The sequence below is a fragment of the Rhodococcus sp. KBW08 genome, assembly GCF_003852455.1.
Classification (GTDB): domain Bacteria; phylum Actinomycetota; class Actinomycetes; order Mycobacteriales; family Mycobacteriaceae; genus Rhodococcus_F; species Rhodococcus_F baikonurensis.
The window spans coordinates 207,772-222,513 of record NZ_QAJJ01000016.1 but is presented as its reverse complement, the minus strand read 5'-3'; the positions used below and the strand labels follow the sequence as shown (position 1 = coordinate 222,513).

Below are 14,742 nucleotides of genomic sequence, written 5' to 3'. Positions count from 1 at the left end.
CGATCAGCTGTTTCTTTGTCCGGGAACAGCATCCGTGCCGCGATGCGTGCCGTCGCGGACCGTTCCGACGTACTCCTCGAGCAGATCCTCGAGCGCGACGATACCGATCACGACTCCGTCGGCGTCCGCGACTGCACCGAGATGAGAGCTCGCCCGACGAAGGCCGGCCAACGCTTCGGCCAGCGGCGTGCTGAGCGGAACGATGGGCAGCGGGCGGATATCCGACGTCGGAACGACGGTGTCCGGCCCGGCGGCTTCGTCGAGCACCTCGTCGAGCACGTCCTTGAGGTGCACGTACCCGGCCAGAGATCCGTCGCTCGCTCGCACCGGGTAACGGGAGTATCCGGTCTCGATGACCGCGCGCTCGATCTCACCCAGTGTTGTTCCCGACGGCGTGAGGGGAATGGTCCGCACCTTGTCGAGAGTGATCAGGACCTCGGAGACGGTGCGATCGGTCGATTCGAGTGCCTGCTTCAATCGCCGGTGTTCTTCGGCGTCGATCAGACCTTCGGATCGCGATTCACCGATCATCGCCGACAACTCCACGGCAGAGACCGTGACGTCGAGTTCGTCCTTCGGCTCGACGCGCAGGAGCTTCAGCACTCCGTTTGCGCAGAGGTTGTAGAACGCGATGATCGGGCGAGCGATCTTGATGAAGGCCAGATGCACGGGAACGAGAAGCATGGCCGTCTTCTCGGGGCCCGCCAACGCGATGTTCTTGGGCACCATCTCGCCGAGCAGGATGTGCAGCACGACGACCAGCGACAGCGCGATCGCAAACGAAATCGGGTGCAGCAATCCATCGGGAAGGCCCACGGCTTCCATCGGCACCTCGAGGAGATGCGCAATGGCAGGCTCGGCGACCTTACCGAGGAGGATCGAGCAGATCGTGATGCCCAGCTGAGCCGCAGCAAGCATCAGCGACAGGTTCTCACCGGCCTTGATGACCGTGAGCGCTCGCTTCTTGCCTTGAGCGACCAGTGCCTCGAGGCGGTCACGTCGTGCGGAGATCAGCGCGAACTCCGCACCGACGAAGAATGCGTTGCCGGCAAGCAGCACGACGGTGAGGAGTACACCGAAGAGGTTATTCATCGTCGGACTCCTTCTTGTCGTCGTCTGCGGATTCGGGTTCGACGTAAGCAGGGACAGGCGTGATGGTCACCCGGTCGATACGACGGCCGTCCATGCTGGTCACTCGTGCGATCCACTTGCCACGGGAATCGCCGGACGAGTCGACATCGGGCAACTCCACTTCGTCACCTTCGTCGGGGATGCGCCCCAGTTCGGTGAGCACCAACCCACCGAGGGTGTCGTAGTCGCCTTCGGGGGCGGTGTATCCCGTCGCCGACGTGACCTCGTCGATGCGCAAGAGGCCGGAGCACGACCATCCGTCGCCGGCGCGTTGTACGTCGAGTTCGGGTTCGTCGTGTTCGTCGCGCACATCGCCGACGATTTCCTCGATGAGGTCTTCCATCGTGACGATGCCGGCTGTTCCGCCGTATTCGTCGACGACCAGAGCGACCTGCATGCCGTCGGAGCGGATCCGCTCCATGACGGTGTCTCCGTCCAAGCTCGACGGCACGACCGGAACACGTTGCGCCAGACTGTCGACGCGCGTCGTGCGCCTGCGTTCGGCGGGAACGGTGAACGCGTGCTTGATGTGTACGACGCCGACCGTGTCGTCCAGATCGCCGCGGACGACGGGGAAGCGCGAGTAGCCGGTCCGCGACGCCGTCACGATCAGGTCTGCGACGGTGTCCGAGAGTTCCAGCGATTCGATCTTCACTCGCGGAGTCATCAGCTCTTCTGCGGTGCGGTCACCGAACTGCAGTGAACGGTCGACGAGCATCGCCGTGCCCTTGTCGATGGACCCGCGCTGCGCGGACGTACGCACGAGTGACCCGAGTTCCTGCGGTGATCGCGCGGAGCGCAACTCTTCCGCGGGTTCGATGCCCAGGCGTCGCACGATCCAGTTGGCGGTTCCGTTGAGGCCGTTGATGGCCCACCGGAAGATCAGCGAGAAGCCTGCCTGCAGACCCGCAGTCGCGCGAGCCGTGGGCATCGGCTTGGAGATTGCGAGGTTCTTCGGTACGAGCTCACCGAAGATCATGGAGAACGAGGTCGCAAGCACCAGCGCCAAGATCAAAGACGTTGTGGAAGCGGCGGATTCACCGAGTCCGACGGCCTTCGCGACCGGCGTGATGAACCGCGCCAGAACGGGCTCGGCCAGGTAACCGGTGATCAGGGTGGTGATCGTGATGCCGAGTTGGGCACCGGAGAGCTGGAACGAGAGCGTCTTGTGCGCGTGTTGAACCTGACGCGAGCGTCGGTCGCCGTCGCGAGCGGCTTCGTCGACGGTGCTGCGCTCGAGAGCAGTCAGCGAGAATTCGGCCGCCACGAAGAGGGCGGTGCCTGCAGTCAGCGCGATGAAGCCGAAGAGGCTGAGAATGGTGAAAACGATGTCCATGTGTCATCGCCACCTGAGGTGTGCACGGGGGCCGCCGGGTTTGTCTCCCGGCTCGCTAGAGGAGCCCTCCGAACCGGCGGAATCAGACGATTCCTCGGATAAAACGACGGGTGTAGCGCCGGGTAAGTGTGTGGGTGCCTCGGGCACCGGGTTCCTCTCGTCAGAGCCGAGGATTTCTCGGCTGTAGCGGGCTCGGTCGGGTCGCCGAAGGGCACCCGACCGAGTTTTATTTCTTGTTTACCGATCCAATGATACCGGCGGGTGCCCGGGAGTAGGGACCCGAGCACCCGCCGACTGTCACAGAACGTGGTTCACCAACCCGACGGGAGTGGCCGTCCTTCGGCGAATCCGGCGGCGGACTGAACACCGAGAACCGCCTTCTCGTGCAGCTCTTCGAGTGAGCGTGCACCCGCGTACGTGCAGGTACTGCGCACGCCGGAACAAATCTGATCGATCAGGTCCTCGACTCCGGGGCGCTCGGGATCGAGACGCATCCGCGAACTCGAGATGCCTTCCTCGAACAATCCCTTACGGGCGCGATCGAAAGCAGTTTCGGTGGCTGTGCGAGCGGCAACAGCGCGCTTGGAAGCCATACCGAAGCTCTCCTTGTACGCGTTGCCCGCCTGATCGACTTTGAGGTCGCCGGGGGACTCGTACGTGCCGGCGAACCACGAGCCGATCATGACGTTCGACGCGCCCGCCGCGAGGGCGAGGGCAACATCGCGGGGGTGGCGAACGCCGCCGTCGGCCCAGACGTGCTTGCCGAGCTCGCGCGCCGCAGACGCACATTCCGCGACGGCCGAGAACTGTGGGCGTCCGACGCCGGTCATCATGCGGGTCGTGCACATGGCGCCCGGCCCGACTCCGACCTTGACGATGTCCGCGCCGGCAGCGATCAGATCACGGGTGCCCTGTGCCGAGACCACGTTGCCGGCGACCAACGGAACGCCGAGGTCGAGCGCCTTGAGCGTGGTCAGCGCATCGATCATTCTCTGCTGGTGACCGTGCGCCGTGTCGACGACGATCACGTCGGCACCGGCGTCGACGAGTGCCTTGGCCTTGGCGCCCACGTCGCCGTTCACACCGACCGCCGCAGCGACCCGGAGTGCGCCGCGCTCGTCGACTGCAGGGTCGTAGATGCCGGCACGAATCGCGCCGGTGCGGGTGAGGACGCCGGCTAGAGTGCCGTCTTCGTTGACGATGACCGCGAGCGGATCGTGCTTGGCTTCGAGGAGTTCGAACACCTCGCGCGGCGTCGCGGTGACCGGGGCTGTGACGAAGTCGGTGATGGCGACCGAGCGCAGACGCGTGAACCGGTCGACGTCAGCGCACGCGGCCTCGGTGACCACGCCGAGTGGCTTGCCCTCTTCGACCACCACGACGGCGCCGTGTGCACGCTTGGGAAGCAGCGCCAGCGCGTCGGAGACGGCGTCGTCCGGACTCAGGGTGACCGGCGTGTCGGCGACGAGGTGGCGGCTCTTGACGAACGCCACGGTCTCGGCGACGGCTTCGGTGGGGACGTCCTGCGGAATGATGACCAGTCCGCCGCGGCGGGCAACTGTCTCGGCCATGCGGCGGCCGGCGACTGCCGTCATATTGGCGACGACGACAGGAATGGTGGTTCCGGATCCGTCGGAAGAAGTGAGATCGACGTCGAACCGGGAGGTGACCTCTGTCCGGTTAGGGACGAGAAAAACGTCGTCGTAGGTCAGGTCGTATGGGGGGCGTTGCCCTTCGAGGAACTGCACGTTTCACGAGCCTACCGTCGATTCCGCCGTGGCGCCCTCGGTATCGCGCGCTTGCGAGCGGGAGAGGGCGATCGTGGTCATGATCATGACGGCGACGGCGCACCCGATGAGAGCAATTCCGGGACCGTCCACGCGGAGGCGTTCGTCCAGCACCGTCATCCCCAGGAAGATGGCTGCGATCGGCTCGCCGATCGTCAGGGCGGGTAGCGACGCCGACAGCGGTCCGACCTGGAAGGCGCGTTGCTGGAGGTAGACCCCGATGGCGCCCGAGGCGATCAGCGCCCAGGTCTGCCACGCCGAAATCACTCCGACGACGCCGTGTCCGAGTAGGTCGGTGACGTACTTGGTGAATGCGACCGCCACACCGTAGAAGATGCCGGCCGCGGAGCCGAGAAGCAGTGCACGCCAACCGCCGTCGAGTTTCGACAGGCCGCCGATGGTCGCAATCACGGCGACTGCGACCGTGATCGTCAGGGGTACAGCCCAATCCGACCACGGTGCATTGCTGTCGCCCTCGGTGGGATCGCCGACCACGAGGAAGATCGCCAACGAAATCGCGAGCATGATCGCCAGTGACCACGCCGAACGGGTGATGCGGATTCCCGAGAACTTGGCCGAGAGCGGCAGAGCAAACAGGAGCGAGGTGACGATCAGCGGCTGCACCACCAACACCGAACCCAACGACAGTGCAACGGCCTGCATGACGTAACCGCCGCCGTCACCGATCAATCCGGCCCACCACCGAGGACTCCGGATCAGCGACGCCACCAACGCGTCGCCTTCGGGAACTGCCGACGCTGCCCGCTGCTGAGCGACCGAAGCGCACGCGAAGAGCAGTGCAGCGAGAAGTGCGCAGAGAACCGAGATCAGTGGAAGATCACCCATGTCCTCAGTGTGCGCGCTTGCCCGCCCGATTTCCGGCAGACGGCTTTCCTGCGCCGGGTGCGCCGCGACGCGGGGTCAAACCCTTGGACGCCAGACGCTCCGAACGAGTCGGGACCGGGGTGCCGTCCGCACGGATCTTCTTCACACTCTTGGGATCGGTGACCCGACGCGAGGAGGCGGCTCGTTTGTCGCCGTCCTTCTTCATCCGGCCTCCGGCAGCGGTCCGGCCTGCAGTGTCGTGTTCCTGACGGCCACGCTTGGCGGTGTGCTTGACGGCGACCGTCGTATCGGGAGCCTCGACCGGAATTCCCGTCGGTTCCATCGCTCCGGTGATGCGCGTGAGTTCCAGATCGTCCGGACGAACCCGCACACCGTGAACCTTGATGCCTGCCTGCTTGGTCAACTTCTCGACCGCATCACGTTCTTCGTCGGTGACGATGGTGACGACGACGCCCGATTCGCCGGCGCGTGCCGTCCGGCCGGCCCGGTGCAGGTAGTCCTTCGCCTCGGCCGGGGGATCGACGTGAACCACGAGCGTCACGTCGTCCACATGGATTCCGCGGGCTGCCACATCGGTGGCGACCAGGACAGGAGTTGTCCCGTCGGAGAACGACGCGAGAGTCTTGGTCCGGTTGTTCTGTGTCTTGCCGCCGTGCAGAGCCCCGGCCGAGACACCGATCAAATGCAGTTGCTGCGCAAGACGATCCACGCCGTGCTTGGTCTTGACGAACATGATGGTCCGCCCCGCCCGTGAAGCGATATGTGCGACAACGGATCTCTTGTCGTCACGATCGACGAAGAGCAGGTGATGCTCCATGGTCGAGACGGTGGCAACCGGGGGAGCAGTCGAGTGCGATGCCGGATTGCGCAGGTAACCCGCGACCAGATCGTCGACCTTGCCGTCGAGGGTTGCCGAGAAGAGAAGACGCTGACCATCTTTCGGTGTCGTGTCGAGAATCTTCGCGACCTCGTCGATGAAACCCATGTCTGCCATGTGGTCGGCTTCGTCGATGGTCGTGATCACCACGTCGTCGAGAATCACCGACTTCTGCTCGAGTAGGTCGAGTAGACGGCCTGGGGTCGCGATGAGTAGATCGACACCTCTGGTCAGGATGTCTGCCTGGCGCTTGATCGGAACGCCACCGACCGCATTGGCCACACGCAAACCGATCTCGGTAGCGGCGTCGTCGAGTGCTTTGTGAATCTGGATCGCCAGTTCGCGGGTGGGAGCGAGCACCAAACCGCGCGGACGATTCCGCTTGCTGGCCCCGCCCTTGAGGCGCACCAACATCGGAAGCCCGAAGGCCAAGGTCTTTCCGGAACCCGTCGCGCCGCGCCCGAGAACATCCCGGCCGGCAAGGACGTCAGGGATGGTGGCCGACTGAATGGGGAAGGGAGCGTCGATGCCGTTTCGGCGCAACGCGTGCACCATCACGGCGGGGATTCCGAGGTCGACGAACGAACGCCCTTCGGTCGAGGTGGGCGAGTCGATCGTCGATTCCTGCATTTGTCCAGGCTACCGGGTATCGGTAGAGGCAGATGACCGCAACTACCGATACCCGCTGTGAATCAGGCCTCGATTTCGCTGCGGTCACCGCTCCACAGCGTGTGGAACTTGCCCGGCTTGTCGATGCGCTCGTAGGTGTGCGCGCCGAAGAAGTCGCGCTGACCCTGAGTCAGGGCAGCCGGCAGACGCTCCGCACGCAGACCGTCGTAGTACGAGAGCGAGGACGCGAACGCCGGTACCGGAATGCCGAGCATCGTCGCGGTGGCGACCACGCGGCGCCAGCTGTCGATGCCTGCCTCGATGGCCTCGCGGAAGTACGGCGCCAGGATCAAGCTCGGCAGGCTCGGATCTGCGTCGAACGCATCCTTGATGCGGTTGAGGAACTGCGCACGGATGATGCAGCCACCGCGCCAGATCGTTGCCAGGTCGGCAGGCTTGAGGTTCCAGTCGTACTCGGCGCTGCCGGCAGCGATCTGATCGAAGCCCTGCGCGTATGCCACGATCTTCGACGCGTACAGCGCTGCCTGGATGTCGGCGGCGAACTGCTCGGCGTCAGCAGGCTTGTCGCCGAGAGAGCCGGCAGCCAGACCCTGGGCCTGAGCTGCGGCGCGCTGGTTGCGGCTACCGGACAGTGCGCGGGCAAACACGGCCTCGGCGATACCGGTGACCGGTACACCCAGATCGAGAGCGGACTTGACCGTCCAGCGGCCCGTGCCCTTCTGCTCGGCAGCGTCGACGATGACGTCGACCAACGGCTTGCCCGTCTCGGCGTCGACCTGGCGGAGCACCTCGGCGGTGATCTCGATCAGGTAGGACTCGAGCGTGCCCTTGTTCCACTCGGTGAAGACGTCCGCGACCTGACCGGCGTCGTAGCCCAGCGCGTCACGGAAGAGGTTGTACGCCTCGCCGATGAGCTGCATGTCGGCGTACTCGATGCCGTTGTGCACCATCTTGACGAAGTGACCGCTGCCGTCGGGGCCGATATGCGTGCAGCACGGGGTGCCGTCGACGTGAGCGGAGATGGACTCGAGAAGCGGGCCGAGAGCCTCGTACGACTCCTTCGGGCCGCCGGGCATGATCGACGGGCCGTTGAGTGCGCCTTCCTCGCCACCGGAGATACCAGCGCCGACAAAGTGCAGTCCGCGGGCGCGGATCGCTGCTTCACGACGGATCGTGTCGGTGTACAGCGAGTTGCCGCCGTCGATGATGATGTCGCCGGGCTCCATGGCGTTCGCGAGCTCTTCGATGACAGCATCGGTCGGGGCGCCTGCCTTGACCATGATCAGAACGCGTCGCGGCTTCTGCAGTGCGGCAACAAACTCTTCGACGGTCTCGGTGCGCACGAAATCGCCCTCGGAACCATGCTCGGCGATCAAAGCATCGGTCTTCGCGATGCTGCGGTTGTGCAGGGCAACGGTGTGACCGTGGCGGGCGAAATTGCGGGCAATATTCGAACCCATGACGGCCAGGCCGGTGACGCCGATCTGAGCTCGGGGTGATTCGGTGCTAGTGGTTGACATGCTTACAGCTTTCCCTCTCGGTCCGCGGCTGTGAAATCCTGCGCTGTGCGCAGCCGGAAACTGTGCGGCCGCGACGCGCGTGAACATCAGACCGTGCATACAAAACACGGATGCAGATCACTTTAATTGCAGTGACCTGCATCCGTCTCGATACAGCTTCCGGCGCAGCCGGAAGGTTCTCAGTGTTCAGTTGTCGAGCCGCAGCTCAGCGTAGGTATTACCGCTGATCGCGCTTCGGGCCGTCGAATCCGTCATAGCTACGACGGTCGGTGCGGCTGCGGAAGCCACCACCACTGGTCGAGGCTGCGCGGTTGTCGCCACCGTCACGATTGCCCTGGTATCCACCGGAGGAGCGGTTGCCCTGGTAACCGGTCGAGGGGCGGCTGTCGCGATCACCGTACGAGCGGTTGTTGTCGCGGTTGCCCTGGTAGCCACCACCGGAAGAGCGGTTGCCCTGGTATCCGCCGCGGCTCTCGCCGTCGCGGTTGCCCTGGTAGCCACCACCGGAAGAGCGGTTGCCCTGGTAGCCCGTCGACGGGCGACTGTCGCGGTCTCCGTAGGACGGGCGGCTGTCGCGGTTGCCCTGGTAACCACCGCTGGAGCGGTCACCCTGGTATCCGCCGGAAGAACGGTTGCCCTGGTATCCGCCGCGGCTCTCGCCGTCACGGCTTCCCTGGTATCCACCCGACGAGCGGTTTCCTTGATATCCGGTCGAGGGGCGGCTGTCGCGGTTGCCCTGGTAACCACCGCTGGAGCGGTCACCCTGGTATCCGCCGCGGCTCTCGCCGTCACGATTGCCCTGGTATCCACCCGAGGAGCGGTTGCCCTGGTATCCACCGGAGGCGCGGTTGCCCTGGTAGCCGCCGCGGCTTCCGCCACGATCACCGAAGGAGCGCTCGCCACGAGAAGAGCTCTCGCGCAACGGTTCTCCGGTCGGCTTCTTGGCGCCGGTGATGCGTGCCAGTTCAGCAGAACCCGGGGTGACGGCAACGGCTGCGGCGTTGACGCCGGCCATTCCGGTCAAACGCTTGAACTGACGCTTCTGGTTGGGCAGCACGATGGCGACAACGGTGCCCTTCTCGCCGGCGCGCGCGGTACGACCTGCGCGGTGCAGGTAGTCCTTGTGATCGGCCGGGGGATCGACGTGAACGACGAGGTCGATGCCGTCGACGTGGATACCGCGCGCTGCGACGTCCGTCGCGACGAGGACCGGGGTGCGGCCGTTCTTGAAACGCTCGAGGACGCGGGTGCGCTGGTTCTGGGCCTTGCCGCCGTGAAGCGACTCGGCAGCGATACCGACTGCACGGAGGCGGTCGGTGATTCCCTCGCAACCGAGCTTGGTGCGGGCGAACATGATCGTGCGTCCGTCGCGGGCACCGATCTCGGCGAGGACGGAATCCTTCTGTCCACGGTCGACGAGGAGGACGTAGTGCTCCATCGTGTCGACGCTCGCGCGGCCGTCTTCGGTGGAGTGGGTGACGTGGTTGGCCAGGAACTGACGAACCAGCGACTGGACCTCACGGTCGAGGGTCGCTGAGAACAGCAGGCGCTGTCCGTCTGCGGGGGTCTCACCGAGGATCGAGCGAACCTCGGGCAGGAAGCCCATGTCCGCCATCTGGTCGGCTTCGTCGAGTGCGGTGATTTCCACCGAGTCGAGGATGCAAGTGCCCTGACGCAGGTGGTCGCCGAGACGACCCGGCGTTGCGACGAGGACGTCGACGCCGCGGCGAAGCTGATCGACCTGCTTGGCGAAGGGCGTTCCACCGACAGCGGGACGAACCGTCAGTCCGAGTGCACCGGCATACGAGTTCAGGGAGTCGACCACCTGGAAAGCAAGCTCACGGGTGGGGACGAGCACGAGAGCGCGGGGACGCTTGGCGGCCGGGCGATCTTCGTGGCGCGAGAGGCGGGTCAGCATCGGCAGGCCGAAGGCGAGAGTCTTGCCCGATCCGGTCTGTGCGCGGCCGAGAACGTTGGTTCCGGCGAGCGCGTCCGGGATGGACTGCGCCTGAATGGGAGACGGAACGGTGATGGAGTTGCGCGCCAATGCGGCAACAAGCTGCTCGGGCAGGCCGATCTCGGCGAAGGTGATACCCGGCTCGGTGGCGACTGCTTCTTCGGCAGCGGGGGTGTTGACGGTGGGGTCTTCGATGTTCTCGGAAGACGACATTTGGACAGCGTTGGTCACGCGGAAACCTCTCCGGACTACGGGCACGTCGCGGAGCGGAAGAAGCCATGCTGAAATACACGACACAGTTCGCAAAGGGACGAGCCAGGGCACATGTCACCTGGCAATCCGAACGCATACTGCGGGGAATTGGGCTGTGTGCCGTTATATGTTGACGGACCACGATGGTGGCCGTGGTCCACTCTACGCCACCGGCGACACCGAAGTCAGGTAACCCCGCCTGTGACCTGCACTACTACACGTGGTTGCGCTGGTCAAGACTCAGTATGCGTTGAAAAGCAGGCGAAGTTCGGTGAGCCAGGGCACTGCTACCGCCACGGTGGGCACCACAAGAATTGCGACTGCCCCCAGATACGCAAAAACTGCGATCCGAGGATCGGCATCGTCGGCGGAGAGGCGCTGCACTCGAATGAGCGTTGACGGACCACCTGCTGCCATCGCTCCGCGGGGTGCTGTCGATCCGGCACACGCGACCAGGGCTCGCGCCAGGGGAGTAGGGCCGGTGGCGCGCACAGCTGAATCGTCGGCGAGCAACTCCACCAGGAGCTGTACCGATCCCAGAGCCGACTTGCTACGGACGAAACGGGGGAACGCGTGATTGACGGCGGTGAACGCCTCGAGTACCAGGTCGTGACGCGCCCGCAAATGTGAGCGTTCGTGCGTCAGGATGGCCTTGACCTCGGCATGATCGAGGTTCTGCAAAGTGCCTTGACTGAGAACCACGCGTTGGCGCAGGCCCGGTAGGCAGTAGGCGATCGGTTCGTCCACGTCCAACACTCGCAGGTCGGGTGTGCGTTCCACCGACGCGGGCATGGCACAGTCGTCGAGAAGGTCTACCAAGACGCGGTGCCGTGCACGGCGTCGTCGGGTCCTGACCGCGACCTGGATGATCGAGAAGATCAGCTTGGCGCCGATCAAGAGCGTCAGAGCAAAAACAACCACGTACAGAATCCACAGTGGCAACCCGAGTGCATCGATCTCGGCAGTCGGAGCCGTCGTCGGCCTACCGTCGGCGCCGGGAACGAGCAGCTGGCTGGCAATGGCCAGGCCCGAGCTGAATGCCGACAACACCGCAGCAATTGCGACGGCTTGCCACAGAACCAAAGCCGCGCGTGGAGCGCGGTAAGGCCACGTGGAGCGGCTCAGGAGTGCGGGAACCGGACCGGCCAGCAACAAGGCAAGCAGTCCGAAAACCAGTGCAGTAGTGGCGTTCATGTCCTACACATCATGCACGACGAAATCAGTTCGGCCTAGAAATTCCGGGCTGCGCAGCCTTTTTCGCGGACTCGCGCACCTCGAGGGCAGCAAGAGCTTCGCGGAGAGCATCGGCTTCGTCTGCATTGACCTGTCCCACGAAGTGGACAAGTGCCGCAGCGCGTCCGCCGGACTCGGGAGCCTGAGCCAGTGCGTCAACCATCAGGCTCGCGACCAGTTCTTCGCGCTTGTTGACGGGAAGATAGCGATGCGCGCGATCGTCACGCTGCTGAATCACCAGATGCTTCTTCGCCAGGCGCTGCAGAACGGTCATCACCGTCGTGTACGCCAATTCGCGATGCGTCGCGAGTGCCTCATGCACCTGTCGCACAGTTTGCGGTTCCGATGTGGACCACAAATGATCCATCACCGCGCGTTCGAGTTCACCTAGACCTGCCATTCTTCGATTCTACGGACTTCCACGACGAAATACGTACTACTGGTAGTAGTAACCGTCTCCGCAGGGGTGTGGTATTGGCCATAGTGATCTGCATGACGGTTACGGTGGTGTGAGTAGACAGAAATGCCGATACTGGGCAAGCCCACAGTCGATCCGCAGAAAGTAGCCGCACGTAGATGACGATCGACAGTTCGCCGGGCACCACAGAATCGACATCACGGATACGGGCACTTGCGCAGAAGGCTGCCGACATCGTTCGTTTCGGCATCCGCGATGCACCGTTGACGGTCGTCCTCCTTCTCACCATGTGGATCCTGGGTGCTGCCACCGGCAGCCTCGTACACGGACCGTCCCGCGATCTCGAGCACACGATCGGTGCGGGAATGGGTTCGATCCAGCACGGACGTATCTGGACTCCGCTCACCTCTGCTCTGTGGGCAGGAAACCTGCTCGGGTACATCGGTGCGAGTGTGCTCCTGATCGCTGTCGCGGCACCCCTCGAGCGGCGGATGGGAACGGTCAAGCTCGCAATTGCCGGAGCGAGCACCCAGATTCTCGGTGTTCTCCTCGGACTCGGCTGGGCTTCGTTCGTGAAGGTGTTCGACTCCAACTGGGGATTCCGCCTACACGTCGGCTCTGCTGTCGGCGCGAGTGCGTGGATCGTCGGCGCCGCGATGGCCGCCAGCTCGAACATGGGCACTTTGTGGCGTCGACGCATCCGCGTCGGCACCCTGGCCTTGACCATCACCTTGGCGTTGTTCAGCGGCCAGCTGCAAGACGTCATCAGGTTCTTCGCCGCCGCCGTAGGGCTGGTGATCGGGCAGTGGATCGTGGGACGGTCGGCTCGCGGCGAGCGCATCGCCGGGACCCAGCGGGAAGGTCGCGTTCTCGTCGCCATCGTCGTGGCGGCCAGTGCGATCGGACCGATGATCGCCGCGCTGTCCCCGCAAGCGGTGGGCCCACTCGCCGTGCTGCGGGATCTCTTCCGCGGCGTTCCCTGGACGGTCGCAGAAGTTCGCGAGCTGTGCGCAGAGTCGGCGTCGGATCCGGACTGCCGACGCGGACTACTGGAGCTGAGACTTTCGGGCATCGGGCCGACTCTGCTCTCGTTGATGCCGTCGATTTTCGTTCTGGTATTGAGTGACGGGCTCCGTCGAGGCCGAAGATTCGCCTGGATTGCGACTGTCTGCGCTCAGGTCGTCCTACTGGTCCTCTCGATCGGGAACTTCGTCATCAGGTTCGTCGACGCCGTGGACAGCGACAGCCTGTTCTACGGAATCAGTGATCCGAACGTGTACCGCACTCTGGTGCCGTTCCTGACGCCGCTGTTCGTGCTGATCCTGTTGATCTCCACACGTCGATACTTCGACGTGGCGGCACCGGCCAAGACGTACCGGCGTCTGGGCGTTGCGATCGTGGCGTTGCTCGGGGTCCTCGCCCTGATCTACGTGGGCGGCGGAATGCTCGCCAGGCACGGGTTCGACCGCGAGCCGACGGTCGCGATGTTGCTCGCGGACTTCCCTCAGCGCCTTGTACCGCCGGTGTACCTACAGTTGATCGACCCGCGCCTGCTTCCCGTGGACATCGAGTCGACGTTGCTCTTCGAATGGACCGGCGTCGTGTTCTGGGGCGTTGCCGCCGTGTTGGTTTTCGTGAGTTTCCTCAAGCCGGTCAAGACCGCCGATCCCGAAGCCGCCGAACGAGCGCGATCTATGTTGATCGCCGGTACCGGCAGCCCGTTGTCGTGGATGACGACGTGGAAGGGGAACACCTACTGGTTCGGCGCGGACGGTTCGAGTTACGTCGCGTATCGCGTCATCGCCGGCGTTGCTCTCACCACCGGTGATCCGGTCGGTCCTCCCGATCGCATGCGCGCAGCGATCGAGGAGTTCGCCGAGTTCGCGTCGTCGAACGGGTGGATACCGTGCTTCTATTCGGTGACGGACGAGGCGCGCACCATCACCGATTCCATGGGCTGGAGCGGTCTACAGGTCGCCGAGGAAACGGTCCTCGATCTGGGCGGAATCGCGTTCACGGGCAAGCGGTTCCAGGACGTGCGCACCGCACTGAACCGGGCGAAGAAGTCCGGTATCTCCGCCGAGTGGATTTCCTTCCCTCATGCACCTCTCGCGATCAAGGATCAGATCGTCGCGATCTCGGAAGAATGGGTAGCGGACAAGGGGATGCCCGAGATGGGATTCACTCTCGGGGGACTCGACGAGGTCGACGACGAACAAGTGCGGTGCCTGATTGCCGTCGACGAGGATCGCACCGTGCACGGTGTCACGTCATGGCTACCGGTGTACCGCGACGGCAAAGTCGTCGGCTGGACCCTCGACTTCATGAGGCGACGCTCCGAAGGGTTCCGTCCCGCGATGGAGTTCCTCATCGCTTCCGCTGCACTCAAATTGGAGGAGGAGGGCGTCGAGTTCCTCAGTCTGTCCGGCGCGCCGTTGGCGACCATTGCCGGCGACTCCGGTACGGACTCAGCCGCGACCAACGCAGACGAACCTGAGGCCACGACCTTCTCGGCAATGATGGACAGCGTGCTCGACCTGCTCGGTCGCACCCTGGAACCGGTGTACGGATTTCGATCGCTGTTGGCCTTCAAATCGAAGTTCCAGCCTCGGTACGTGCCGATGCACATGACTTTCGCCGATCCAGCCGCGTTGCCGAGCATCGGCAACGCGGTCGGACGGGCATACCTGCCGACCGTGACGATCGGTCAAGGTTTCAAACTCGTTCGGACGATTCTGGGTCGCTGATTCGCGAT

10 protein-coding genes are annotated in these 14,742 nt (G+C 64.3%); 1 reads left to right on the top strand and 9 read right to left on the bottom strand.

Features of this window, described 5'->3' with window-relative positions; all coding sequences use genetic code 11:
• Positions 1–3: 3 nt before the first annotated feature.
• The 9 genes from DBV08_RS19900 to DBV08_RS19855 form a co-directional block, all read right to left on the bottom strand.
• On the bottom strand, positions 4–1,092 hold the full coding sequence (locus DBV08_RS19900; RefSeq protein ID WP_095970144.1) for a hemolysin family protein: 1,089 nt from the start codon (positions 1,090–1,092) through the stop codon (positions 4–6).
• Positions 1,085–2,467, bottom strand: coding sequence for a hemolysin family protein (locus DBV08_RS19895; RefSeq protein ID WP_124568595.1), 1,383 nt, complete (start codon positions 2,465–2,467; stop codon positions 1,085–1,087). Before DBV08_RS19895 ends, DBV08_RS19900 begins: the two co-directional genes overlap by 8 nt.
• 311 nt (positions 2,468–2,778) lie before the next feature.
• Positions 2,779–4,215 (bottom strand): GuaB1 family IMP dehydrogenase-related protein, encoded by a 1,437-nt coding sequence (locus DBV08_RS19885; RefSeq protein ID WP_124568593.1) that lies wholly within the window; start codon positions 4,213–4,215, stop codon positions 2,779–2,781.
• A gap of 3 nt (positions 4,216–4,218) precedes the next feature.
• On the bottom strand, positions 4,219–5,100 hold the full coding sequence (locus DBV08_RS19880) for a DMT family transporter (RefSeq protein ID WP_124568592.1): 882 nt from the start codon (positions 5,098–5,100) through the stop codon (positions 4,219–4,221).
• A gap of 4 nt (positions 5,101–5,104) precedes the next feature.
• Positions 5,105–6,607: a DEAD/DEAH box helicase gene (locus DBV08_RS19875; RefSeq protein WP_095970140.1), complete on the bottom strand. Its 1,503-nt coding sequence runs from the start codon at positions 6,605–6,607 to the stop codon at positions 5,105–5,107.
• 62 nt (positions 6,608–6,669) lie between these two features.
• The gene (gene gndA / locus DBV08_RS19870) at positions 6,670–8,127 is read right to left on the bottom strand and encodes an NADP-dependent phosphogluconate dehydrogenase (protein ID WP_007730904.1); all 1,458 of its coding nucleotides are present in this window, start codon (positions 8,125–8,127) and stop codon (positions 6,670–6,672) included.
• A gap of 217 nt (positions 8,128–8,344) precedes the next feature.
• Complete coding sequence (locus tag DBV08_RS19865; protein WP_124568591.1) at positions 8,345–10,315, bottom strand: DEAD/DEAH box helicase; 1,971 nt, start codon at positions 10,313–10,315, stop codon at positions 8,345–8,347.
• 261 nt (positions 10,316–10,576) lie between these two features.
• Entirely contained in the window at positions 10,577–11,530 is a 954-nt protein-coding gene (locus DBV08_RS19860; RefSeq protein WP_003944922.1) for a M56 family metallopeptidase, read from the bottom strand.
• A gap of 25 nt (positions 11,531–11,555) precedes the next feature.
• Positions 11,556–11,969, bottom strand: coding sequence for a BlaI/MecI/CopY family transcriptional regulator (locus tag DBV08_RS19855; protein WP_003944876.1), 414 nt, complete (start codon positions 11,967–11,969; stop codon positions 11,556–11,558).
• 176 nt (positions 11,970–12,145) lie between these two features.
• Here DBV08_RS19855 and DBV08_RS19850 point away from each other — a divergent pair, with 176 nt between their 5' ends.
• Positions 12,146–14,734 carry a bifunctional lysylphosphatidylglycerol flippase/synthetase MprF gene (locus DBV08_RS19850; RefSeq protein WP_124568590.1) on the top strand — a complete coding sequence of 863 codons (2,589 nt, stop codon included), beginning with the start codon at positions 12,146–12,148 and terminating at the stop codon, positions 14,732–14,734.
• Positions 14,735–14,742: the final 8 nt, after the last annotated feature.